This window comes from Martinezella paranaensis, assembly GCF_014200235.1.
GTDB lineage: Bacteria > Pseudomonadota > Alphaproteobacteria > Rhizobiales > Rhizobiaceae > Rhizobium > Rhizobium paranaense.
In genome coordinates this window covers 70,410-95,526 of sequence record NZ_JACHBI010000011.1, presented here as the reverse complement: position 1 = coordinate 95,526, position 25,117 = coordinate 70,410, and the positions used below count along the sequence as shown (strand labels likewise).

Here is a 25,117-nt window from a genome sequence, read left to right as displayed (position 1 = left end):
CCTTATACCTACGCGCAGAGGAGCACAGTGCGCGGAATTCGTGGGAACGCACTTTAGAGAACACTCCGGAACCTTGACCGGCTTTTCGGGCAGGAGCAGTGCGCCCGCGCGAGCGTGGGAGGACAGGTTTTGAGAAATACCCGACTGCGTTGCACCCGCACGCAAACGATCAGGCCTTACCGAATGGGGAGGCCACTATGACTGTTCACGGAGTCATCGAAGATGTTGCAAGGACGTCGAGCTTGGCAGCAATGGCACGCAAGATTGAACATGCCTTGGTAAAATGCCTGGAGATACCGGTAGCACTTCTGGTGCTTTGCGAAATTCTTCTGCTGTTTTCGGCCGTCGTCGCTCGTTACGTATTCCACGTCCCGCTGGTTTGGTCGGACGAACTGGCGTCAATCTTGTTTCTCTGGCTTGCCATGCTTGGTTCGGCCGTCGCTTTTCAGCGGCAGGAACACATGCGCATGACGGCGGTGGTCACCGCATTGAAGGGCGATACACGCCGCTTCGTTGAACTGGTTTCGGTCGCGGCGGCACTTGCCTTCCTCGTGCTGATCCTGCCCGCATCTCTGGAATATGCCACCGAAGAGTCCTACGTCTGGACGCCCGCGATGGATATTCAGAACTCATGGCGCGCCTCGGCGTTGCCGACGAGCTTCGCTTTGATGCTTGTTTTCGCGGTGTTGCGGCTTCTGCAGAGCTCGAATCTCCGTCTAGCGCTCGGTGCGATTGCTGCCGTTGCAGCGGTCTTCTGCCTGTTTTGGGCGCTGAAGCCGGTCTTCGTCGGTCTTGGAAACCTCAATCTTCTCATCTTCTTCGTCGGCGGCGTTGCGGCGTGTGTTTTCGGCGGCGTGCCGATCGCCTTTTCATTCGCGATCGCTACATTCGGCTACCTTATATTGACCACCAGAACGCCGCCTCTAATAATTGTCGGCAGGATCGACGAAGGTGTCAGCCATCTGATCCTTCTTGCGATCCCTCTGTTTGTGTTTCTCGGCCAACTTATCCAGATGACGGGTATGGCGCGGGCTATGGTTGCGTTCCTCGCCAGCCTACTTGGCCATGTGCGCGGCGGGCTTCACTACGTGCTGGTGGCTGCGATGTATCTTGTATCTGGGATATCCGGATCGAAGGCCGCCGACATGGCCGCCGTCGCGCCCGTGTTGTTTCCGGAGATGAAGGAGCGCGGCGCAGACGAAGGCGATCTTGTCGCACTTCTCTCGGCGACGGGCGCCCAGACTGAGACAATCCCGCCTAGCATCGTCTTGATTACAGTGGGATCCGCAACCGGGGTATCGATCGCCGCGCTGTTCACCGGCGGTCTTCTCCCCGGCCTTATTCTGGCGGTAACCCTTTGCTTCTTGGTGCGCTGGCGCTGCCGCAACGATGACCCGAGTCACGTCAAGAGGGCAAGTCGACGGCAGATCGGCAAGCTGCTCCTCGCTGCACTGCCTGCCCTTGCGCTTCCGTTCGTTATCCGTTCAGCCGTCATCGAAGGTGTCGCCACGGCGACAGAAGTTTCGACGATCGGCATTGCATACTCGGTTGTCGCGGGTCTGGTGTTCTATCGTCAGTTCGACTGGCGCCGGCTCAAGCCAATGCTTGTCGAGACGGCGAGCCTGTCCGGGTCTATCCTTCTGATTATCGGCGCGGCCACGGCGATGGCTTGGGGCCTGACGCAATCAGGCTTCTCGACAGCGCTGGCTCAAAACCTTTCAACGCTCCCGGGCGGTGCGGTAACGTTCATGATCGTCTCGATCGTCATATTCATCATCCTCGGCAGTGTGCTCGAGGGGATACCCGCAATCGTACTGTTCGCACCGTTGCTGTTCCCGGTTGCTCAGCAGTTGGGCATCCATCAGGTGCATTACGCCATGGTTGTCGTGTTGGCGATGGGTATCGGCCTCTTCGCTCCACCCTTCGGTGTTGGCTACTACGCTGCCTGTGCAATCAGCCGAGTCAGCCCCGACGCCGGCATGAAACCGATCGTCGGCTACATCGTCGCCATGGCCATTGGTCTTGCTGTGGTTGCTGCGGTTCCGTGGCTCTCGATCGGCTTCCTGTAGCCCGACCTCGACCAACCAAAATTACAGAGCTTATTTGGAGGAGAACGAAATGGTAAATCTGACAAGACGCGCATTCACAGTGACGACGACGCTTGGTCTCAGCGCCACGGCGCTCGGGTTTTCGATGAAGCGAGCGGCCGCAGCCGAGTATTCCCTGAAGTTCGCGTTCAATCTGGCCGAGACCCATCCGATCACCACGCGCGCAAGGGAGGCGGCAGCACGCATCCAACACGAGACAAACGGGCGGGTGGAACTGCAGGTCTACCCGAACAACCAGCTTGGTAGCGACACTGATATGCTGTCGCAGGTGAGAGCAGGCGGCATCGATCTGTTCCTGAACTCTGGTATCAATGTACTGTCCACGATGGTCCCGGCGGCCTCGATCTACGGTCTCGGCTTCATTTTCCCGGACTATGATACGGTTTGGAAGACGATGGATGGTGAACTCGGTGCCGCTCTGCAAAAGCTCATCGAAAAGGTGAATCTCCTCCCGATGGAAAAGATGTGGGACAACGGGTTCCGGCACATCACCACCAGCACGCACCCAGTCAACTCGCCCGCAGATCTCGCCGGTATGAAAATCCGCGTTCCAGTCGGAGCGCTGTGGACCTCCATGTTCCAGACGTTTGGGGCAGCTCCGGCGTCCATTAATTTCAACGAACTCTATTCTGCACTTCAGACGAAGGTCGTCGATGGACAGGAAAATTCGCTGGCGAACATCAAGACCGCAAATATTGTCGAGGTCCAAAAATACTGCGCATTAACCCGGCACATGTGGGACGCGTTTTTCTGCGTTGCCAACAAGCGCAACTGGGCAAGCCTGCCGGCGGATGTGCAGGAGGTCGTGAGCCGCAACATCAACCTAGCCGCGCTTGATGAGCGCCAAGATATGGCCAAGTTGTCGGAGTCCCTCAAAGACGTCCTGGCCAAACAGGGCCTTGTATTCAATCAGCCCGACACTGAGGCGTTCAGGCAGAAACTTCGCGACGGCGGCTTCTACACCGGCTGGCGCGAAAAATATGGCGAGGAATTGTGGGCAATTCTCGAGAAGACGGTAGGGAAACTCACGTAGGCCCCTAGAAGGTATATGTTCTCCCAGAGGCCGGCTGTCCGGCCGACTTCCGGGTCTCGTGAGAACATCACGAGACCCGGCTTTTTTCGTGACTTTGTGGCAATCGCGTGCAGCGGGTGGCGCCGGCGGATCATACTCGGGCGCCTTGAAAGGGTGTGAACCAGCGACTCGCTTTCCAAACTGAATATCAATGAAAATTCCTGCTCTTCACCTTCAGCGTATCGATATGAAGGTCAGGCACGAACATGTCGCGCGGGGTTACCACCGGCTTCGGCTTATCCCGTGGATCTGGACCACCACCATGGGCAAACTCATCACCCCGCCCCGTCGGCAGTTTGAACTCTTGATCACGATCTGCAAGGCCCACCAGGTCGCCAGACAGGTCGAACAGCTGCTGGGCAACAAGATGGACGACCTCCCCTTCCCTCTGAATCCGACCATTGATCGCCATCATCGAAGATCCGAGAACGATCCGCCGGCGTTTTTCAAAGAGTGTCGGCCAGACAACGAGGTTCGCGGGCCCAGTCTCGTCCTCGATGGTGATGAACATGACACCCTTGGCCGATCCCGGCTTCTGCCGCACCAGGACGAGGCCAGCGGTATAGACCCATCGCCCGTCCCTCGAATTCATGGCCTCGGCACATGTGATGATGTTGCGCGCCGCGAGATCCTTGCGCAGGAAGGCGATCGGATGCTGCCGTAGTGTCAGGCCGGTATGGCTATAGTCCTCAATGACGTTATGGCCGTCCGTCATCTGTCGAAGCGCGACCTCCGGCTCCTGCTGCTCTGCGATCGCAGCCATTTCCCGTTCGGCCGCGGCCGCAAACAAGGGCAGCGGTTCGTCGCGCAGCGCCTTGATCGCCCAGAGCGCATCGCGGCGCTCAAGTTTCAGCGTTGGCAAGAAGGCATCGGCCTTTGCAAGCTGGACAAGCGCCTCCGACGGAACGCCAGATCGGCGCCACATATCGTCAACGGAGGCAAAGGCGCTGTTCATGCGCGCCGCGACGATCCGCGCGGCATCAGCGACAGCCAATCCCTTCACCTGCCGGAATCCAAGACGGACGGCGTGCCGGCCCGAACTGCCGATACGCTCCAGCGTGCAATCCCACCGGGAACGGTTGATGCAGACCGGCCGCACCTCGACGCCGTGCGCCCTTGCGTCGCCGACGATCTGCGCCGGCGCATAAAAACCCATCGGCTGCGAGTTCAGCAACGCCGCACAGAAGACGTCCGGGTAGTGGCATTTCACGTAGTTGGAGGCATAGGCGATGAGCGCGAACGACGCCGCATGGGATTCCGGGAATCCATAGCTGCCGAATCCTTCGAGCTGGGAGAATGTTTTTTCGGCAAATTCCGGCGTGTAGCCATTCCTCACCATTCCCGACACCAGCTTGTCCTTGAACCGCGAAACGCCACCGGTGAACTTGAAGGTCGCCATCGATTTGCGGAGCTGGTCGGCCTCGCCGCCGGTAAAACCGGCGCAGACCATCGCCACCCGCATAGCGCTCTCCTGGAACAATGGCACGCCAAGCGTCTTGCCAAGCACCGCCTCAAGTTCCGGCGTCGGATATTCGACAGGTTCCTTCCCCTCACGCCTCCGCAGATAGGGATGCACCATGTCGCCTTGGATCGGTCCGGGCCGGACGATCGCGACCTGCACGACGAGATCGTAAAAGGTACGGGGTTTTAGACGCGGGAGCATTGCCATCTGCGCGCGGCTTTCGATCTGAAAGGTGCCGAGCGTGTCTGCTCTGCGTATCATCGCATAAGTGGCTGGATCCTCCTGCGGGATTTTCGCCAGATCGAGATCATCCTCCTTATGCTCGCGGATCAGATCGAACGCTTTCGCCATACACGTCAGCATGCCGAGCGCCAGCACATCGACCTTCATGAACTTCAGCGCTTCAACATCGTCCTTGTCCCATTCGATGATCTGCCGGTCCTTCATCGTCGCCGGCTCGATCGGCACCAGATCATCGAGCCGATCATGAGTGAGCACGAAACCACCGGGATGCTGACCGAGGTGACGCGGCGCGCCCATCAACTGCTGCGCCAGTTTCAGGGTCAGCACCAGACGGCGATCATCCGGATTGAGATTGAGCTCCCGGACATTGCGGTCGCAGATCTCTTCCGACCAGGACCACATGCCCGACGACAGCGCCTTTATCACGTCCTCTGACAAGCCGAGCGCCTTGCCGACATCGCGGATCGCGCCGCGGGCGCGGTAGCGGGTGACGGTCGCACAGAGTGCTGCTTTTTCTCGGCTGTAGGTCTGGTAGATCCATTGAATGACCTCCTCGCGCCGCTCGTGTTCGAAATCGACATCGATATCCGGCGGCTCGTCGCGCTCCTGGCTGACAAAGCGCTCGAACAGAAGATCGTTGGTTGAGGGATCGATACTGGTGATGCCGAGAATGTAGCAGACGGCACTATTGGCCGCAGAACCCCTGCCCTGGCAGATTATGCCTTGGGAGCGCGCATAGCGCACGATCGAGAAGACGGTGAGAAAATACGGGGCGTATTTCATGGTGCGGATCAGATCGAGCTCGTGCCGCACTGTTTTCAGAACGTCAGGTGGCAGACCTTCGGGATAGCGGTTTGGCACGCATTCCCAGACATAGTGCTCGAGCGAGGCCTGGGCGTCCTTGCCTGGCACGATCGCCTCCTCCGGATATTGATAGGTGAGCTCCTCAAGCGAGAACTTGCACCGACGGACAATCTCCATTGTCCGCGCGAGCGCCTCGCTGTAGCGGGGAAATAGGCGCTCCATTTCTTCCGGTGGCTTCAGGTATCGATCGGCATGGCGCTCGCGCTCGAAGCCTACATCGTCGATCGTCGTGCGGGTGCGAATGCAGGTGACGATGTCCTGCAACTGCCGGCGGCCTGGTTCATGGAAGAGAACGTCGTTTGTGACCACAGTCTTCACCTTGAACCGTGCCGCAAGATTGGAAATTTCATGCAGCCGCATCTGGTCGTTCTGCCGACGCCGCAGACAAAGCGACACATAGGCGCGATCGCCGAAAACCTCGGCCATCTTGCGCAGCTGGAGCGCACAGGTGTCATCCGGCAGATCCGGCATCAGGATGCCGATCATGCCTTCGGAATATGCGATGACGTCGTCCCAGTGCAGGATGCAGTTGTTTTTGCCGCCGCGCGACTTGCCGAGCGTAATCAACCGTGTGAGCCTGGAGTAGGCAGGGCGATCCGTCGGGTAGACCAGCACGGACATGCCATCAGTGAGATCGAGCCGGCAACCCACGACGAGGCGCAAACCGGTGGCGCGCGACGCCTCGAGCGCCCGCACAATCCCGGCCAGCGAATTGCGATCGACGACGCCGAGGGCCTCGATACCGAGGGCCTTGGCGGTCTCGAACAGTTCCTGCGCGGAGCTTGCACCGCGCAGGAAGGAAAAATGGGTGGTGACCTGCAGCTCGGCGTAGCTCATGCGAAGATCCCGTGCATGAACCAGCGGTGGCTACCGGTTTCAGGATCGATGCCATCACCGGAGCGAAAAACCCAAAGACGCTCGCCAGCTTCGTCCTCGATGACGAAATAGTCGCGCACCGCTTCCATCTCCGCGTCGCGCTGCCACCACTCGCCAAAAATCCGCTCGGGCCCATCGGCCCGCTTGACCTTCCGGCGCTTGCCACGCCAAGTGATGGAGACCGGCGGACGGTCCGGCAGCAACGCGATGGCCTCGATCAGCTCCGGGCGCGCCAGCAGGCGGACCGGCCGGCGCCAATGGCTGACCCAGGTGACTTCGATCGGACCAGCCGCGGCACTGATCCGCTGGACGGAGCGCTCGGGCACGTCGGAGGCAACCGGCGCCACCCGATAAACACGCTGGCCACGGTTGCCGTAGATATCGATCAGCGGCGTCACGTCCATGACCTCGTCCTCGACCAGCGATGAGGATTTCTGGCGCTCCTCCAGCGGCTCCGCCATGACGGCGACCAAGGTCAGTTTTTCGATCCCAAAGCCGGGCTCGATCTTTTCCGTCCGGTCACGAAACAGCTTCGTCAGCCAGGCGACATCGCGCACCGGCTTCACCGTGCCGGCGCGGATCGCCTGCCGCGTTCCGTCGACCTTCTCGACGATCAGATCCGCTCGGCGAACGCCAAGGCCGCGCTTTTGCAGTTCCTCGATCAGTTGCACGACCAGCCGGCCGACATATTTGTCGATCGTCTCGGCAGCACCGATCGGTTCGGCAAAAGCACGGCTGACCTCGATCAGTTCGGCGGTGCGGATCGGATCGATCGGTTCCGGGATACGGCCGAATATCTGGTCGAGCCGCCGGCCGATCTCCGGGCCGAAACGAAGCGTCAGCGGCGCGCGCGGCGTGTGGGCCAATTCGCCGATCGTCTGGAAGCCGAGCGTACGAAGGTCGCTGACGACCTTCCCGGGAAGGCGCAACAGCGATATCGGCAGTTTCTCGACGGCGCGCACGGTCTCACCGAGGGGCACGATAACCGTATCCCGACTGATGGCGCGCGCGCAGGCATGAGCTGCTCCCCAGGTGTCGGCGACAGCGACACGGGGCGTGAGCTTTCTGGCCAGAAACTGATTGGCGATCTTCGTCACCATCGGCAGTTCGCCACCCTGCAGGTGATCGGCACCCTCGGTATCCATGACAATGCCATCGATCCCATCGACCGCGACGATCGGGGAATAGAGCGTCAGAGCCCAGAGCGTGATCCGCTCGAGTGCTGCGGCATCCGTTTCAGGATCCGCATCGACCAGCATCAGGCCGCGGAACAACGCCTGCGCTTTCGCCGCCGGCATGCCGACATGAACGCCGGCTAGTCTGGCGGCCGCGTCGGCGGCCGACACCCAGCGCTTCGAGCCGCTCCTGGCAATCACGGCGATTGGCTGTTCAGGCGGAATGGACGGATCGGCGCGACGAATGCGATCCGTCGGCAGATCCGGGAGATAGATCGAGACAACCCTTGTCATCGCACGCCCTTACGAGAAATTCAGCACATTCACCCGCTTTTACGCGCATCAGTTCCAGCAACCATTGGGGCCTTCCGACACCCGGCACTGGCAGCTCCTCCGACGGCATGACGCTGACCCGCCACCGCGTGGTCGACGCCGTCGGTTGGCCAAAATCATTCGCCTCCGTCTGCCTGCGCCAGCGTCGGACGGCGAGCGCCATCGTCCCTGTTTTCTCGGCCGCCAGCTGCAGCCGGCGCGAGCCGACCATCGGCAGGCGGACGAGTTCACCGACCACGGCGCCGAGGCCGCCGAAGGACAGCCCCTCCTCCATATTGGCGAGCACATCCTCTTCCTTGTCGGACTCCACGAAGATCACCCGGTCCGCATGCAGCCCGACCTCAGCGAGTGCGGGAAAAAACAGGTCCGGCCGCGTCAGGCACCAGACCACAGGACCTTTGGTGCGCGCCGCGATGCCAGCTGCGCAAAGCGCTGCCGCGGCACCATCCACCGTGCCTTGCCCGCCGCCGGCAAACTCATGCAGGGCGCCATAGGCAAGGCCACCGCCTGGCAGGACCGCATCGATTTCCGGCACGCCGAAGGAAAGACAGCCAGCCTTTCTGGCTGACACGCCCTCCAGCGAGGCGATGCGCTCGCGCAAATCGGAAATCACCCTTTCGCGGGCAGCAGTCATCGTTCACGGCTCCCTTCAAGGTCGTGTTGGCGGCCGACATCATGTCGAGCAAAATGCTGATGTTCTGTTTCTGTTCCCACCGAACTGAAGAGTCAAGCAACCGGAAGGATGGGAATATTATCCTGAACATGAGGAATTAGAAGAATATCCATGAGAATCAGGCCGGTAGCGCCGGCTGAGTTTTTTTCGGAGCGCCCGCGCCTCTTCGGTGTGGATTGCGGGGACAAATGGCGTATCGTCACAGTGTCTTTAAGGTTCTTCTGCTGAACTGCCGCCATGACGAAGCCTCCGAGATCAAAACCGCTCGTTCGTGACACCGAGGCTCCGATCCGCTCAAAGCCGCGCGTGAAGCGAAATCCGGCCCAGCCGCAGCTGCTTTTCGATCCGATGCCCGACCGCGTCGAGCCCGCGCTGGCGCAATTGAAGAGCCATCCTCCAAAGGGAGACAAGTGGAGCTGGGAGGTGAAATGGGATGGCTATCGCCTCGCCGTTCATATCGAGCCGCAGGGTATCCGGATCCTCACCCGCGGCGGCCATGACTGGACGCACCGGTTTCCGGCGATCCTAGAAGCGGCCCGCGCGCTCGGGCCGGCGACGATGATCATCGATGGCGAGGCCGTTGTGCTCGACGCAGAGGGGCGGCCGGATTTTGGGCTGCTGCAGCAATCGCTCGGCGCGTCTGGCAAACAAGCGGGTAACCGAGCTTCTGATGCGATCTTCTACGCTTTCGATCTCATCTATTTCGATGGACACGATCTGCGGGGTGTTGAATACCGGTCGCGCCGACATCTCCTTGATGACCTGTTGACCGGCAAAGACGGTGGCATTCGGCTATCGGAAACACTCGACGCCGAACCAGCCGTCCTCCTTGAGCATGTCTGCCGCCTCGGCCTGGAAGGCATCGTCGGCAAGCACCTCGACCGGCCCTATCGCTCCGGCCGGACCGGGGATTGGGTGAAGATCAAGTGCGTCCAGAGCGAGGCTCTCTTCATCGTCGGCTATGAGATGTCTTCGGCGTCCCCTGCCGGCTTTGGCTCGTTGGTGCTTGCTGCCTATCGCGGAGCCGATCTCGTCCACGTTGGAAGTGTCGGCACAGGCTTCAAGGAAACGGAAACCATCCGGTTGCGAAAGATGCTGGACAAGCTACGCTGGAAGCGAAAGCAGCCGCCCCTGCCCTATTCCGGAAGTTCCGATATTGTCTGGGTCGAACCGACCCTGATCGCCGAGATCGAGTTCCGCGCCTGGACGTGGGATGGGAAACTTCGCCATCCGTCTTACAAGGGTTTGCGAGAACGGCAGGACAATGCCGACGTCTTCCGGCTCGACTAGCGAAATCAGCCTTATACGCTAGATTGTCGCCCATTCGTGCTCGGTGGAGTAGATATCTAGCATGTGCAACCTTTATCGCATGGAAGACAGGGACTGGGTCGCGAAGTGGGCCCAGGATGCCGAAAGCCTGATCAACCTGATGCCGGCATACCAGATGAACCCCGATCAGATGGGGCCGATCGTCCGCAATACCGCGGACGGGAAGAAACAACTGGTCCATGCGCGCTGGGGACTGCCCTCCCCGCGCTTCGCGCTCGAGAAGACGGCCAAAGCCAAGGCCGAGAAACTTGCGGCCAAGGGTAAGCCATTCGATCTCGAAGCGCTGATCCGCATGGAGCCCGACCGCGGTACGACCAACGTGCGCAAGCTCAGTTTTCCGCATTGGAAGCGATGGTTCGGCGTCGAAAACAGATGTCTCGTCCCGGTCACCAGCTTCGCGGAACCGGATCCAGCCAGCCAGGAAGAAGGTGGCAAGGTGCCAAATGCCTGGTTCGCCCGCGACGAGCAAAAGTCGCTGATGTTTTTCGCTGGCATCCATGTGCCGCAGTGGCAGAGTGTCCGAAAAGTCAGGGACGGCCTGACAACCGACGACCTCTATGGGTTTTTGACCACGGATCCCAACAGCCTGGTGAAGCCGATCCATGAGAAGGCCATGCCGGTCCTGCTACTGACGAAGGAAGAGACCGACACCTGGATGCGGGCGCCTTGGGATGAGGCCAAGGATCTCGCCCGCCCGTTACCGGATGACGCGCTGATCATTTCGTCGCGCGAAGTCTATGGCTCCACGATCGTCTCGACATCCGGAGAGCCGGTGGAACAGGGCAGTCTGCTTTGACGTCTGAACTCAGAGCTTGATTGTATCGGAAAACGAAAAAGCCTGCCGCGGGAGGAGGTGCGGCAGGCTTTTCGAAAGAATTGAACAACGGCTGGGAGGAGGAGTGCCGCTGTTCCGTCAGGCGCCCTTTGGGAGGAGGAATGGGTCACCTGAAACACGAAGCTCTGCGGGAGGAGGTGCATCGCTTCGATGATCTGAGAATACCAGAGGCTGCTCCGACCGCCAGCGCTCAGATTGCAGTACAGCCATGCGCCTGTTGCAACGCAACATAGATCCTCTGCTTATTTTTCGGCCATTATTTTCGAGACGCAGCTTTCCCGTGCTGGGCTCGAAACCGAGAACGAATTCGATTACCTTGTCGGAGGACATTTCGCACGGTTTCAGTATCGAACCCGGTTCAGCCAATCGATAGAGGTTGAAGCTGACGATATCTGTTCCGCTAAGCTCCTCGCCATAGAGCCAGATCCGTTTGCCATCCTCCGACCGCTTGACGGTCACGCCCCATGGCCGGCCACCAAAATATCCGCCGACACAGCCGTCCGGAAATTTCGCAAGCGCGTCTTCAAACGTCGCCAGAACAGGTGGAGGTGTTTTGCCGCCAGCGGTCATGGTGCCAGGCATTCGTCGCAGATCCCGCAACCATCGTCATCCATGCTCGACGCCGGACGTAACCATCGACAACACGGACAGGTCGTTGCATCCGCCGCGCACTTCTCTTCGCGGTCCGGCGGAAGAATCTCAATGTGGAATTCCGACAGGGTATCGGCCGCGCTTCGATCCATGACGACGCTCCAGTTCGGGGTTACACCAGAGATAGTACGCCTCGAAGGCTGCGCAAGCCGGCAGAGATCGCCATCAAGGGACGATCCAATTCAAATACAGTGCCACAATCGGGCAGCCTTCTTGACGATATTCCGCCAACCTTATTCATTCGGGCAATGTTCAAAGCCGCAAACGCCGTGCAGATCAGAGTTTCCATCGACGAGATCGAGCCGGACCGCTGTCTGGTTCTGCCGGTCCATTGGAACCTGCAGCATCTGCTGTGAAGGCGCGCCGAACCTCGAAGCGCGCGAGGACATCAAGATTACCGATATCGGCCCGATCGTCAGGACGATCGACGGAGCCCGCGATGAGGCCGAGCTCATGCAGCGGCGCTGGAGCTGGCCCGGACCGAACAAGCGGCCGGTGTATAATTTCCCGTCGGAAGGTCGGGAGTTCGCTTCCAATCGCTGCCTAATCGTTGCCGATGGCTTTTACGAGTTCACGGGTCCGGAGGATCCGAAAAAGAAGCGCAAGGACAAGTGGCTGTTCACGAAGAAGGACGAGCTGATCTTCTGCATTGCCGGCATCTGGCGCGACACGCCGGAGGTCGGAAAGGCTTTCACCATGCTGACGATGGCGCCGGGGCCGGACTCGCCCCTTACCACGATCGGCAGATCGTCATCCTGGAACGCGGCTCCCGGGCAGATTGGCTTGACCCCGCTGTTTCCGGAAAGTCGTTGATCAAGCCGCTCCCGGTGGGCACCCTTTTTGTGCAGCGGGTCGGCTGAACCGGAATAACTCCAGCGCCACCCTAATCGGCTGCCGATCGTGAGAATGTTTAAAAATAGCTGCCGGCGCGGTACCCGAACTCTTGCGCAGATTAGCAAATTGTAATTCACTCCTCTCGATCAACTTTGAGGCGAAGGGGGCGTCGATGATCCGGTATCTGGCAGCATGCCTAATAGTTTTGTTCGGATCGGTCGACGCCCTGGCAAGCCAGGTGACGATCGCCACCTGGAACCTCGGCTGGCACATGGACATGGAAACAGTGCGGCAGTGGATCGGCGAATGTTCGAAGAACTATGTCGAAGATCCCGCCACCGGCAAGTTCAAAGCATCGCAAGAGGCGGGGTTCAAACCGGGATGGGACGTCGACGCGTTCAAGATTGAGGGATGGGACGTCAGCCGCCTGCCCGTCTGCAATGTTTACTCCGCTGGCGGAACCGTTCGCGTCAATCTCGAGGCCTACCGCAAGCGGCAGGAGCAAATCGCCAACTTCATCGCTCGTTCCATACCAGCCGACATTATCGCCTTTCAGGAAGTCAGTGGCGAGCAGTCAGTCCGGGAAGTGCTTCCGAACGGTGGTAGCGATTACGATTTCTGTCCGGTGACCGGCTACAAGGTGCAGCGCCTGGTCATCGCATGGAAGAAAGCGCTGGGCGAAAAGGTGTCCTGTACCATTGAGGACGCGCTTAGCCTTCCCACCAATCCCGACGACAAGCGGCCACGCCCAGGCCTTGCGCTCACCCTCAGGATCGATGGGAAACTGTTTCGGATCATGGATGTCCACCTCAAGTCGAGCTGCGTGTCGCCATTCGACGGCGGAAACCTGGAGGGATCGGACAAGGATTGCACGATCCTGCAGCAACAGATTGATCCGCTCGAACGTTGGGTCGAGAACGCGGCAGCCGACGGCGCCAGGATGGTCCTCCTCGGCGATTTCAACCGCAACTTCTGGCATGAACTGCGCGACCAGCGGCCGGCCAGGACCGACGCCAGCGGGACCTCGTCGCCGCGGTCGGCGGGGGTGTTGTCCCGGTCTCTCATAGAAGAAGTGGCCGATGGGCAGCCAGCGGCCGCCGATCTCAAGATTCTCGACGAGCACTGCCAGATCAGCGATGCTGGGCAGGCACTTTGCACCCAGGCCGAAATCCGCGACCTGACCCCGCCGGAAACACAGCTTCTCGCCTCGGACAATTATCTCGGGTGCCGCAATCCGGTAGGCCTTGATCACATCCTCGTCGGGCCCGGAATCAAAAGCGACGGCCCGGCCGAACATTTGAGCATCGGAAACCTTGGTGGCAACAAAGCAGGCACCCCGAACGGGAAAGACCAGGTATTGGCGATTTCGGATCACTGCCCGATGATCGCCCGGCTGAATTTTTGAACCCTCGTCTGTGACGATCAGAACGCTTGGCGGGATTTCATGTCTGCATTGCATCGGGGCCGAGTTGGGGGATGATTATGCTACGTCGAGCTTTTCTAACGCAGGCATCTTTGTCTGCTGTCGCATTGACTACGGGTTGCGGACGACCGAGCCCGTCGGTACCGGGCGAAGGCGTCCCGTTGGTCGACGCTCATTGCCACGTTTTCAATGCGTCGGATCTCCCGACCACCCGCTTCCTGCGACAAGTCGTCTTCGAAGATTTTCCCAAGCAGTCGGTCGCCCGCATTCTCGCAGTGCGTGATCCTGACGTGACCGACGAATTCATCGCACTTCTTCTGAAGCTGCTCGGCACGGGAAGCGCACCGACGGCGGATGAGGAAATCGCGTTCCTCGACACCGGACGGAACGGAAAAGCCGCTTCTCTGACGGTCGACAAAGCGCGCGCGGCGGCGGTCGAAGACACAAGCCAGCATCTCCTGGAACTCGATCGGAAGAGGCGGCGGATCGTTACGATGACAGCCCCGGGCGATCTGGCGACACGATCATCTATCTCCGAGGAAAAGTTCCTCAATTATATGCTCGGTGACCCGATCAAGACTCTGCGCGCCAACGAACCGCTCACGATCGGAGAAGCCCGCGGAGCCAGCCAGCGCGCTTTCCTGAGGCAAGATCCTGTGGGGCGCTATCTCAATTGGTTCAGTCTGTTTCGCCTTTACCGGTACGTCCTTGTTGATCGCCTGGTTGCCGACAGCAAGGCACAGGACTTCAATCCGGTGCTGTTGACGCCGGCGCTCGTCGATTATGATGAGTGGCTCTATGAAGATGTAGACTTTTCGCCCTTACCCCGGCAGATGGTGGTGATGGATCGGATTTCGCAGCGCATGGCGAAAGCGAAATCCGGTCCCGTCGTCCACGGCTACATGGGGTTTGATCCGCTCCGGGAAGTGGCATTCCGGAAAGGGAAAAGCAGTATAAGCTCGCTTGCGACTGCCTATTCGGCTCTGATGAAACATGGCTTCGTCGGCATCAAGCTCTACCCGCCGATGGGCTTTCGTCCCACGGGCAACCAGCCGCCATATCCGGAGCGAACAGTGAAGAGCCTGGGATTTGACCCCAGCGAGGAACTCGATGCTGCGCTTCGAGACCTCTACAAGCTCTGTGTCGATGTCGATGCCCCAATATTGGCTCATGGCTATTCGTCGAACGGTTCCGGTCCAGATTATGCAAAGCGGGGCGATCCCGCCTACTGGATCCCCGTGTTCAAGGAGTTCCCCAAGCTACGGGTTTGTATCGCGCATTTCGGTCGTTTCAGCGCACGGTCGGCTGGACGGGAAGGAATGCTTTTGCCGGATGGCAGTTGGGAATGGCGGCTCGGTGAATTCATCAAGGAAAACCCGGGCCGGAACGTGGTCGCCGACATCAGCTATTTTTCCGAGGTGCTTTCGGCCGGCTCGAAAGAACGAGACTTCCTTGCGAAGTCCTTCAACAAATGGCTGGAAAAATTCGATAGTGGTTGCGATCACATCGTTTACGGAAGCGACTGGATCATGCTCGGGAAGGAGGCAGGCTATAGTCACTATATCGAAAGCGTGAACGCCTTTCTGCGCACCGACTGCGGTCTTTCGGACGATACTTGCGACAAGATTTTCCGTCGCAACGCGCTTCGTTTCCTTCCCTTGGAACGGGGAAGCCTGGGGCGCGAGCGGCTTCTCGCCTACTATCGAACAAATGGACTGGATGAGGGTCGCCTTCCCTTTGCAAGCTCGCGCCTGGTCGCCCGTCTCTTTGGTCGGTGAATAAGCAGCGACCGGCTCGGTCGTGAGCGCCGTGAAAGGACTCGAACCGTCAGTCCCATTGCACAAGGTCAGTTAACAAGTTGATTGAATTGGAGATTGCAGGGCTTCAACAGCAGTTATGCAAGCTATTCCTATCTCACATAATTCCGAGTTGTGTGAATTCAGCTCTCGCCATGGTTAGATTGCCGGCGGCATTATGCAACGGCTCCTCGAGCAGTTTTGACGAAGACCCTCCTGTCCGAATCGAAACTCATGCGCGCGTTTCTCGTGATATGATTGCAATCTGCTATGACTGTCCACGAAATACCGGAAAGATTCGAGAGTGCGAGGCGTATACGAGGGAAAATGGCCAAGTTTTTAGAAGAAGAGTTCAACGTCATTAGAAGCGTCATCGATAACGGCGGTGTCTACACGATCACCATCGACGCGTCTGATATCCCCGTGGACGCAAGGACCGAAACATTCCCCGGAGTTGCCCCGAACCTTGAGACCGGCTTCGAGCTGCCGCCATCGAGCATCATTCATGATCCGGTTGTGGCAAACGAAATCCTGACGAAGATCGATACGTGGGGGCAGATCCAAGTGCTGGTCTACAAGCGCGGCGGCAAGATTTTTTACAAAAAGCTACCAGATGGGCGGTACGAAGCCACGATCGAGCGCGCCAAGGATACCGCATGACATTCAGTACGCTGACGCCGCTTGAGCGGGCGATCCTTGATCACATCGGTCCAATGCTGTCGTCGGAAGAGCATATTTATCTGGATGAAGCCGGGGAAAAGGTGCTTCATCATGCGAGCCACCTGAAAGAAGGCGGAGACTTGGCCGACGAGATCAAGGCGCGGCTACTGAATGGCGAGAAGTTAAAGCTTCTGCATAATCACCCTAACGGTGGTTCTTTGAGCAGCTTCGATTGGAAGGTGATGACCGAGCACTTCGGTCAGCTCGAGATGATCGTTGTCACGCCGTGGGATTCCGTACACCGCGGTCGTGTCGATTACGATTTTCAAGCAGATGAGATGAAGCTAGTGCTCCCCCGGCTGAATACCGTTTTCAACGAGATGAGCCACCTAATCCGGGTGCCGTACATTTCCAGTCTGAACCCATCACTGCCAGTCGATGCGGAGCGTGTGACGTCTATTTACATGAACCAGCGGCTATTTGGGCTGGGGATCGTCGACTACGGCGCGGAGCTAAGCCTCGCGGATCACTCCGTCATCATCGACCTGCTGAGGGAGCCGCTCCGAAACGTGTGGGACAAACTCCTCATTAAGCGGCTTCCCTAGGCGGGCGGGCGGGCGGCGTGAACGGATTGTTGGTGGCCAATACACATCCGCTGGCATCTGTCCGACAGGTCCCTGAATGATGGGCGCACCCTGCCTCGCCATCGGGACCACTATGTCGAAAACCCTTTCTCGCTCTACGACGGCGATTTGATGATAGGTCTATTCGGGGATCTGTCCAACGAATGAACGGACTTCTACGGGCTCGGCGCCAAGCGCAATCTCTCGATGTTCGTACCCGCAAAAACGGACTTCCGCCGATACGGAAAACCTGAAAATCGCACATAAGGAAAGCAGCGCATGACCGCATGGACGTTAGACGAGCTTCGCCGGCTGGATCTGAAATACGCTGAAGAAGGCGTCCACGTCCATCAGCGGCCCTTTCGTGCCGCAATGGAACTGCTCGGCTCCAATTTTGTCATGGGTGTTGGCGAAAACCCTGACGTCAAACGGATCATGGACGCTTACACCGCCATGATGCCCGAAGTCACCACGAGTTGGCCGGGCGCTGGCATCGGGTTCGCTGCATCCGTCGACCAGGTTCGAAAGCTCACTTTCCCAGTTGTGTTCGGCGAACGATTGCTTCAGCCTTGGGAATTGTCCGGTTTCAGCAGCGCGGAGGAATGGCGGAATTGGTGCCGGCAGGACCGGACAATCGCCGGTGAGATGGCTCTCGCGGTCGCTGACCTCCATGATCTCACCATGGGCTTGAATGAAGTTGAGCACGGCGCTCCGGCGGCGATCACGCTCTGGCGCATGGCGCGATCGAACATCGAAGACGTGGCGAACACGATGCCGACGACGTTCAGCCATGACTCTGTCATTCAGCCGATTTGCATGGTCGCGGAACTCTCGATGAAAGCGGCTCTCGTCTGGGACGGTGTTGACCCTCAGTCCTTCAGGAGAGGAAAGGACGGGCACAATCTGTCGCTGCTTGCCCTCCGCATGGCGGGCACGCGGCCACATCGCGACGACGCGCGTGTCCAAGCCGTTGTTGCCGCGCTGCCGCCCTATGTCGAAAGCCGATACAAGCCTGCAGGCTTGAAGCGGCTGCAGGTCGTCAAGCTCGCTTTGGGTGTACAGTTCATCGCGGCATCGAGCTTGCGGCGCATCGCCAGCGCGGATCTCGCCCTTCAAATGGAGAACGACGATTGGCCTGGGCCGCGGCAGACTTTCGTACTCTAGGGTTAGATCGTGACTTTCTCCGTCTAGCAAAACCTTTCGCCGTGATCAAAATTACACTCTCATAGAGTGCAAATGCCGCATTGATTACTTAGTCACGTCGGACAAGCTCGGTGCGGAATGCTATTGATAGAATCACAACTAGGCGGGGCTTTCGGGGGGTATTGTGCGCATCGCTCGGGTTCAAATCGAGAATTTTCGGGGAATTAAGCAGGCCGAGGTCCATTTTTCTGGAACATCCGTCCTGCTCGGCGACAACAATACCGGGAAATCAACAGTATTCGAGGCGATAGAACTCGCCATCGGCGCAGACCGATTGGCCCGGACGCAAGCCATCGACGAGCACGACTTTTACGGCGGCGATTATTTGCCCGTGGAGGGCGCTCTACAAAAACACATCAAGGTTGAAGTTGTCATTGCAGCCTTGGATGAGCAGCACTGCACGAAGTTCCGCAACAATCTCGAATTCTGGCGGCAGGCCGACCGCTCGCTCCTCGGGGCCGGTCAGGGAGTAAATCTTGGCCAGCCCGGCATCGAGCCCGCGGTCCGCATCCGCTTCGAAGGGGCCTACGACCCGGAGAACGATGACTTCACCGCCAAGACATGGTTCGCCGTGCCACGGCATGAGGACGGCACATCCATCAATGAGTGCCGTTCCAGCGACAAACGCGAATTCGGCTTTCTTCACCTTCGCGCACTGCGAACCGGGAACCGAGCGCTCTCGATGGAACGTGGCTCGCTCCTGGACATCATTCTCAAGACCTACGAAGTGCGTACCCGCATGTGGGAAGGGCTGCTGCGGCAGCTCCGCGACCTCGATGTCGTCGGCGCCAACGACCCTGAGTTCGGCCGCATTCTGACCGCCATTCGCGACGCTATGCGCGACATCGTCCCGGGCGAATGGGCCGATGCGCCTCATCTTCGCGTCTCGGAATTGACGCGCGAGGATCTGCGGCGCGTCCTGAAATCCTTCCTCGCGACCGGTGTTCCCGGTTATGCCGCTCCCTTCCAGCATCAAGGCTCAGGGACGATCAACGCGCTGGTGCTCGCCATGCTGGGGCTGATCGCCGAGCGTCGCAACGGTCGCGTCATCTTTGCGATGGAGGAGCCCGAACTCTCACTTCCACCCCACGTGCAGAAGCGCGTCGTCGACAAGGTCAGAGGCATCGCAGCCCAAGCCCTCTTCACCTCACACTCCCCCTATGTGATCGAGCAGTTCCAGCCGGAACAGATGATGGTGATGACCCGCAGCGCAGCGGGTGTCCTCACCGGATCGAATATCGAGCTTCCCCAAAACCTGAAGCTGAAGACATTCCGCGATGGTTTTCGTACACGCTTTTGCGAGGCTCTTCTTGCCCGTCGCGTCATCGTCGTCGAAGGCAAGACCGAACTCGTTGCCTACAGCGCGGTCGCCCGTCGAGCCGCAGAACTTGCGCCAGCACACTACCAGCGGCTCGATTCACTCGGATGGGTTCCATTCGACGCCGGCGGACAGACAGCGGTCGCTTCGTTCGCCACGTTCTTTCGCAGCCTCGGAAAAACCGTCGCCACGATTTTCGATCAACAGGCCGACGCCGAGCGACAGGCGATCGTCGCCTCCTGTGACTCTACTTTCGAACAGCCCTATGCCGGCTTCGAACACCTGCTTGCCGCCGAGGTGTCGGTTGCGATGCAAGCCTGGTTCGTGCGCTTCTTCGTCGACGTAGGAGAATGGCCGCAGGCTCTGAATAATCTCGTGCCGCCGCAAGGCTCGCCAGACGAGACTTACCGCCCTGCCTTTGTGGCTTTGTTCAAGCATAAGAAGGGCGACGATTATCTCACCGTTTTCCTGGAACAATGCCAAGTTGGGCATTTTCCGCAGACCATGTTGGGCATCATCAGCGCCCTCAAGAACTTGGCCGCGCCACCACCACCGCCGCCAGCACAACCCAATATCTTCGAGTGATCGCAATGGCGTTGGTCCTATGCGAACACAGACAACGTCTGCTCCGCACAGACGGCAATATCCTTGTTCGGGGCGGCGCCGGGTCAGGCAAGACCACCATCGCGCTTGCAAAGGCGTGTGCCGATCTCGATGCAGCGCGGCTGGGCCCGCTGGGTAAGGCGCTGTTCCTCAGTTTCGCACGGGCGACTGTGGCGCGCGTCGCTGAACAGGCGACCGCCACGCTGCCTCGTGCACTGATGTCTCGCATCGAGATCAACACCTATCACGGCTTCGCCTGGACGATATTGAAGAGCCACGGCTACCTCATCTGCGCCAAACAAGGGGTGACTCTGCTTTTGCCCGCGCAGGCCCGGGCGCATCTTGCAGGTCTCGATGGGGACGCTCGATCGGCCCGGCAACGAGAGCTGTTCGACACGGAAGGCTTGATCGCCTTCGATCTTTTTCCGACCTTATTGACCGAGCTCTTCCGAGCAGCCCCGATGCTCGCGAGGGCCTATGCCAGGGCCTATCCGCTGATCATCGTCGACGAGTTTCAGGACACGAATACCGAAGAATGGCAGATGATCAGCCAGCTCGGGCAGCATAGTCGCCTTATCGCGCTGGGCGATCCAAAGCAGAGGATATATGACTTCAAGGGCGCGCACCCGCGCCGGTTCGATGAATTCATCGCCGCGTTTAACCCAACGCCCTTTGATTTTGCCAGCGAAAACAATCGCAGTCCCGGCACGGCGATCGCACAATTTGCCAATGACATTATTGCCGGTGAATATACGGCTGCAGCCTATGCAGGCGTTTCCGTCTCGCGATATCGCGGCCGAAGCCTCCGCCCGCTCAAACAGGAAATCCTCAGAACCGTCGCGCGGCTGCGCCGGAATCCCGATTGGTCCCTCGCAGTCCTCGTGCCAGCGAACGCCCTGGCGGCAAGCGTCTTCCATTACATGGCCGAGGCAGCCCACGGCCTTCCTGCCTATCCGGTCGACATTCTGGTCGCGGCCGAAGGCCCCATGCTTGCTGCAGACCTGATTGCTCTCCTAATGGAGCCGCGTCCAAGCGATCAAGACCATGCCGCCGCCATACTGGAGGGCTTGGCTGCATTCGAACTAGGCCGCTCAGAAGAGGCTTCCGCGACGGCAATCCGAAAGGCAGGCCGGTACAAAGACATTGCCCGGGCCGTCCGTGCTCGGGGTTTCAACGGGCTCGGCGCGCGCGGTATCGGTCCGGGCGTTCGAAGCCTCCTGGCGAACATTGAAGCGATCCAACTGACGGGGGATCCTTGGTCAGATTGGCGCGCGGTGCGCGCGCAGCTCGACGCGAACGACCGGGATGAATTCAAGGCGCTCGCGAAGGAAGCCCGCCATTTGCGGCTTCTAACACGCGGCGCGCGGATTGAATCGAAGCTCGCGGAGGCATGGCGCACTCATGGCAGCTACAACAACGCTCGCGCCTTGCTGGCGGCCGCCGTCGTTGAGGACCAATTCGCGGCGACCACCCGTCCCGAGCAGGGTGTCACTGTGATGACCATTCACAAGGCAAAAGGAAAGGAATTCGACGAGGTCATCGTCTTCGAAGGCCTGTTCTCACGCTACGTTCAGAGACCCGGCGCCGATGGCGAACGGTCTGCCCGCTTCAACCTCCATGTCGCCGCCACCCGGGCTCGGCGCGCGCTGACGATCATGACGCCCGAAATCCAGCCATGCCAGCTCCTTCCTTAAAAAAACCGTGACCAACACGACGCCGCAAGCATCACTTCGGTCCGCAATTCTGGTAACGCCGCTTCACCGGCTCTGATAAAAAATGTGGAGCTATTTGACGGCCATTATCTTGTTCATGACGTGACCTGCGACCGCGTAGCAGCCATAGCCTCCTTCGAGGCGCTCGGCCTTACAATGCCCGAGCCCGGGAAAATCATCGAATAAACGTTGCCCGCCACCTTGCTGTCATCAGCTGCCTTGACCACCGCGGGCAAACTTTTCATCCGGTCGTCCGTGCAAGATCTGATGAATACGGACGCTGCCAACGGGACATCGATGATGAGCTGGTGTAGGAGCAGATTTGTCGGCTAGCACTGTAGCTGCCGACGCTGATGGCCTCGTCGTGTTGGGTGGGATTTTCGGTTGGAAAAGCAGCGGGTATATTGCGTTTTTGAAGGTGCAGGCGCGCGAGGCCTTGGCCATGTCGGCGCCTATCGTTCATTGTCTAAGCACAGTATCGAGATTTCGGGACTAGCGGGCACGTCTGCCGGCGCGATTCTTGCGGCGCTCGCCTGCGCCGGCTACGACGCCGAGGAGATTTTTTCCGATAAGACGGGTGCGAATATTCTCGATCGACTTGACCTGGATCCTGACAATCTTGATGCAGGTCAGATTAAGCAGCCCGCGAAAACGCCTGCCAAGCTTTTTGGCGATGATGCGTGGTTCAGGCTGAGATTAATCCGGTTTCTGCTCGCTCGAATTTGGATGCTGAAGGTGGTTGGCTTCACCGTCCTCGCGATCGCCGTCATCGGTCTCTGGCTGTTTCCGCAACCGGCACTGGCTCTTCTCCTCGCAACACTGTTAATAGCGACGGGAGCAGCAATCTTTTTTATGAGAGGCGTCGTATCTCTCGATAACGTCAAGACCGGCCTCGACCAGTTGCTGTCGGTCAAACATCATGGCTCGCGCCGCGGCAGACCTGTGACGTTCAAGGACCTCGCGGAGGCGGGCCGTCTACCCTTGAAGATCGTGGCCGCAAACATCACTAGGCAAGAGCTGACGGTATTCTCCGCCGAAACTAGCCCAGACGTGGCCGTCTCGGATGCGGTCTGTGCATCAATCGCCATCCCAGGAGTCTTCAAGCCACGACGGATCGACGGAAACTGGTTTATGGACGGAGGGCTCGTTTCCAATCTCCCGGCCTGGACATTCGACGACGAGCGTTCTACCGATCGCGATGCCCTAACGGCGGCCATCGAGATCAGTGTCGGCGGCGTGAAAAGGCCGCCCCAATTAGCATGGACGATCGGATCCGCCATCAGAACAATGATCTTCGGGTCGGGAATTCTCAACAAACGCGGTGTCGATCGCCTAACTTCGGAGCGTCTGGTCGTCGATCTCGGCCTTCTCGACTTCGACATCGGTCGAACGCGCGCCGTGGAGATTGTTCAGAAGACTGAGACCTTCTGCGATGGAAGTCTCATTGCCCGCATGATCGAATTGCCGCGAAGCATCAACGATACGTGCGACGCGGTCTCATTGAAGTGCCACGAATTTATCGAAGCCGCATTTGCCGCAGCCGCGTCCCCCGATCGGCAATTTACAACGCGCATCGCCATCGCAATCCCGATCGGGCCACGGAATCGCACCGTCCGGCTTGAATTCAGTTCCGGATATGCCGACCTGTCCGACGAGAGGATTTGTCTACCTCTCGAACGCTCATTGATCGGAGACGCTTGGAGGCAGAATGAGACACTTTACGTATCGAAGAGTGATGAAGAGGTCTGGAACCGAAGTCTTTCGGCTCCGCAGGATCGTTGGTTGCGAAAACTGATATGGCGGGATCTTAGCTGGGTCCTCTGCGTTCCTCTGGAGATCGATGCCCGGACGAAAGTCGTTGTGACGCTCGACAGCGACGTCGAGCTCGACTTCGACCAGGATGTCCAGCAGGAGTTGCTGGATACGCTGGAAGCTCTTATATTGAAGGAGTTCCAGTTTCTGAGAACAGTGGAAAGGGAATTGCTCAATGGCCGTTAAAATGCTTTCGCGAACAGCCAAAACCGGTTCCAGAAGCGGCTCCAGTGCTGCCGTCCGCACGGCCGTCAAAACCAAGTATTCGGAATATCTGGCGTCAGAGCCGACAGATCATGCACGCAAAGCATCGGAACTTGCCAAAAAGATTCGCGAATTCGAAGCGAGCGTCGAATCTGACCCGCGGCCTGTCGTGCGTAGCCGCAATGCCAAAACAGGCTTATTCCTGAAATAACGAAAGGGTCTTAGGCCGCGGACCGGGCAGCAGGAGGCAGCTTATCCGGTTGGTCCGGGCATGCTGGACAAGCAACCGACGCACCAACCTTGATTGTCCGGTCGATCGCCGCCAGCGTTGGACGTCCCTCGCGAATGGAGCGTATCTGCCGATCAAAATCCGGTCGCGAAACGAGATACATGCCTCCCCTCGCGCCCTCGAAACCGCAATTCCAGGCGGCAAGGGCTTGGCCAAATCGCAGCGCCTCGTTTAGCCCGGCTTCGCCAATGCTCATCAAACCGCTCAGCCCGCTACCAGCGGCTTTCATCAGGAAGCCACCGGTGCACCAGTCCCCTGATCCGCAACTATCGACGAGGTTTGCAACTGGAAAGGCGGGCACAACTATCCATGGCGACACCTTGTCGTCGAGCCGGTGGCGATATCGAAGGCCGTCGGCTCCTACCGTCTGAATTTCGACACGCGTCGCTGTCCCCTCAGACATGGCCTGTCCCGCGTCGGCGAGGCGCTGATCCGAGTATTTGACCACATGCGCCAAACCCAGCGCTTCCGCGAAAAGCTTGTCGTCCGTTTTTCCGGATGGCTCGAAGACGACGACTGCGCCCGCCGAGACTGCGCTCTCGGCAAGTGTCAGGGCGGCGCGCGATAAACGGTCGAGGAAAAAAACGGACGAATTTTGAAGGTGTGGAACGATGGCTTCGACCGAAGCCTGGGTGACCGGCCTGTAGCTGGGCAGCCGCTGGCCACAATGCGGGCAGCTCCAGAGAAAGCGATGCGTCGGGGTCCCATCACGTCCGCGCCGGATCTGCTGGATGATAATCGGCGTGTGGCCGGTCGGCGCGCAGTTGACAAAATCGAGATGCACGCCCCACGATGAAAGGTCAGTACGCACGCGTTCGGACGCAGGATCACCGTTCATCCTGGCAATCGGGTAGGCGTCCCAGCCCAGATAAGACATGATGGCCATGACGTTGCCGCAGGTGCCGCCCGCCCAGGATTGTACCGGCGTGTTCGGATCGAGGCCGATGACAAGATCAAGGGCCACTAGCCCGGTGCCGAAAATTTTGGGTCTGTCGACGACGATCGGCATAACACCTTCG

The 25,117-nt window shown here is 59.1% G+C and carries 20 protein-coding genes and 1 pseudogene; 15 read left to right on the top strand and 6 right to left on the bottom strand.

Going from position 1 to position 25,117, the window contains the following annotated elements; translation table 11 throughout:
* The first annotated feature begins 197 nt into the window (after positions 1–197).
* Both GGD50_RS23680 and GGD50_RS23675 read left to right on the top strand, forming a co-directional pair.
* The gene (locus GGD50_RS23680; RefSeq protein WP_004129840.1) at positions 198–2,069 is read left to right on the top strand and encodes a TRAP transporter large permease; all 1,872 of its coding nucleotides are present in this window, start codon (positions 198–200) and stop codon (positions 2,067–2,069) included.
* A 49-nt stretch (positions 2,070–2,118) separates the two neighbouring features.
* Positions 2,119–3,141: a TRAP transporter substrate-binding protein gene (locus GGD50_RS23675; RefSeq protein WP_004129841.1), complete on the top strand. Its 1,023-nt coding sequence runs from the start codon at positions 2,119–2,121 to the stop codon at positions 3,139–3,141.
* 187 nt (positions 3,142–3,328) lie between these two features.
* Here GGD50_RS23675 and GGD50_RS23670 read toward each other — a convergent pair whose 3' ends face one another.
* From GGD50_RS23670 to GGD50_RS23655, 4 genes are all read right to left on the bottom strand, one after another.
* A complete protein-coding gene (locus GGD50_RS23670; RefSeq protein ID WP_183939826.1) occupies positions 3,329–6,586 on the bottom strand; it encodes an error-prone DNA polymerase in 3,258 nt (1,085 codons plus the stop codon).
* Positions 6,583–8,094: a Y-family DNA polymerase gene (locus GGD50_RS23665; protein ID WP_037155994.1), complete on the bottom strand. Its 1,512-nt coding sequence runs from the start codon at positions 8,092–8,094 to the stop codon at positions 6,583–6,585. Before GGD50_RS23665 ends, GGD50_RS23670 begins: the two co-directional genes overlap by 4 nt.
* On the bottom strand, positions 8,015–8,767 hold the full coding sequence (locus GGD50_RS23660) for an ImuA family protein (protein ID WP_004129847.1): 753 nt from the start codon (positions 8,765–8,767) through the stop codon (positions 8,015–8,017). The genes GGD50_RS23665 and GGD50_RS23660 overlap by 80 nt, the downstream gene beginning before the upstream one ends.
* Positions 8,768–8,859: 92 nt before the next feature.
* Entirely contained in the window at positions 8,860–9,045 is a 186-nt protein-coding gene (locus tag GGD50_RS23655; protein WP_037155997.1) for a hypothetical protein, read from the bottom strand.
* Between GGD50_RS23655 and ligD the strand changes: the two genes are divergently transcribed.
* Positions 9,044–10,096: a non-homologous end-joining DNA ligase gene (gene ligD, locus GGD50_RS23650; protein ID WP_004129850.1), complete on the top strand. Its 1,053-nt coding sequence runs from the start codon at positions 9,044–9,046 to the stop codon at positions 10,094–10,096. The two genes, GGD50_RS23655 and ligD, sit on opposite strands and share 2 nt — an antisense overlap.
* A gap of 61 nt (positions 10,097–10,157) precedes the next feature.
* Positions 10,158–10,931, top strand: coding sequence for an SOS response-associated peptidase (locus GGD50_RS23645; RefSeq protein WP_004129855.1), 774 nt, complete (start codon positions 10,158–10,160; stop codon positions 10,929–10,931).
* Between the two features lie 312 nt (positions 10,932–11,243).
* Here the strand turns inward: GGD50_RS23645 and GGD50_RS23640 are convergent.
* Positions 11,244–11,552 (bottom strand): annotated as a pseudogene (locus GGD50_RS23640) (hypothetical protein); the annotation flags it as partial.
* Between the two features lie 122 nt (positions 11,553–11,674).
* On the opposite strand from GGD50_RS23640, the gene GGD50_RS32850 reads away from it, so the two are divergent.
* The 11 genes from GGD50_RS32850 (at position 11,675) to GGD50_RS23585 (ending at position 24,020) form a co-directional block, all read left to right on the top strand.
* Entirely contained in the window at positions 11,675–11,977 is a 303-nt protein-coding gene (locus tag GGD50_RS32850) for a hypothetical protein (protein ID WP_246451478.1), read from the top strand.
* 97 nt (positions 11,978–12,074) lie between these two features.
* Complete coding sequence (locus GGD50_RS23630) at positions 12,075–12,434, top strand: SOS response-associated peptidase family protein (RefSeq protein WP_343070013.1); 360 nt, start codon at positions 12,075–12,077, stop codon at positions 12,432–12,434.
* A gap of 259 nt (positions 12,435–12,693) precedes the next feature.
* Positions 12,694–13,860 carry an endonuclease/exonuclease/phosphatase family protein gene (locus GGD50_RS23625; protein ID WP_240535561.1) on the top strand — a complete coding sequence of 389 codons (1,167 nt, stop codon included), beginning with the start codon at positions 12,694–12,696 and terminating at the stop codon, positions 13,858–13,860.
* A 179-nt stretch (positions 13,861–14,039) separates the two neighbouring features.
* On the top strand, positions 14,040–15,656 hold the full coding sequence (locus tag GGD50_RS23620) for an amidohydrolase family protein (RefSeq protein ID WP_240535562.1): 1,617 nt from the start codon (positions 14,040–14,042) through the stop codon (positions 15,654–15,656).
* 345 nt (positions 15,657–16,001) lie between these two features.
* Positions 16,002–16,334, top strand: a complete 333-nt coding sequence (locus tag GGD50_RS23615) for a hypothetical protein (RefSeq protein WP_004129867.1) — start codon at positions 16,002–16,004, stop codon at positions 16,332–16,334.
* The gene (locus GGD50_RS23610) at positions 16,331–16,939 is read left to right on the top strand and encodes a hypothetical protein (RefSeq protein WP_004129870.1); all 609 of its coding nucleotides are present in this window, start codon (positions 16,331–16,333) and stop codon (positions 16,937–16,939) included. The genes GGD50_RS23615 and GGD50_RS23610 overlap by 4 nt, the downstream gene beginning before the upstream one ends.
* Before the next feature lie 297 nt (positions 16,940–17,236).
* Positions 17,237–18,121 carry a hypothetical protein gene (locus tag GGD50_RS23605; protein ID WP_004129878.1) on the top strand — a complete coding sequence of 295 codons (885 nt, stop codon included), beginning with the start codon at positions 17,237–17,239 and terminating at the stop codon, positions 18,119–18,121.
* 163 nt (positions 18,122–18,284) lie between these two features.
* The gene (locus GGD50_RS33370) at positions 18,285–20,063 is read left to right on the top strand and encodes an ATP-dependent nuclease (RefSeq protein ID WP_004129881.1); all 1,779 of its coding nucleotides are present in this window, start codon (positions 18,285–18,287) and stop codon (positions 20,061–20,063) included.
* A 5-nt stretch (positions 20,064–20,068) separates the two neighbouring features.
* Positions 20,069–21,775 carry a UvrD-helicase domain-containing protein gene (locus GGD50_RS23595; protein ID WP_004129884.1) on the top strand — a complete coding sequence of 569 codons (1,707 nt, stop codon included), beginning with the start codon at positions 20,069–20,071 and terminating at the stop codon, positions 21,773–21,775.
* 402 nt (positions 21,776–22,177) lie between these two features.
* Complete coding sequence (locus GGD50_RS23590) at positions 22,178–23,791, top strand: patatin-like phospholipase family protein (RefSeq protein ID WP_004129886.1); 1,614 nt, start codon at positions 22,178–22,180, stop codon at positions 23,789–23,791.
* Complete coding sequence (locus tag GGD50_RS23585; protein WP_004129887.1) at positions 23,781–24,020, top strand: hypothetical protein; 240 nt, start codon at positions 23,781–23,783, stop codon at positions 24,018–24,020. The genes GGD50_RS23590 and GGD50_RS23585 overlap by 11 nt, the downstream gene beginning before the upstream one ends.
* Positions 24,021–24,030: 10 nt before the next feature.
* Here GGD50_RS23585 and GGD50_RS23580 read toward each other — a convergent pair whose 3' ends face one another.
* Positions 24,031–25,107 (bottom strand): carbohydrate kinase family protein, encoded by a 1,077-nt coding sequence (locus GGD50_RS23580; protein WP_004129889.1) that lies wholly within the window; start codon positions 25,105–25,107, stop codon positions 24,031–24,033.
* Between the last annotated feature and the right edge of the window lie 10 nt (positions 25,108–25,117).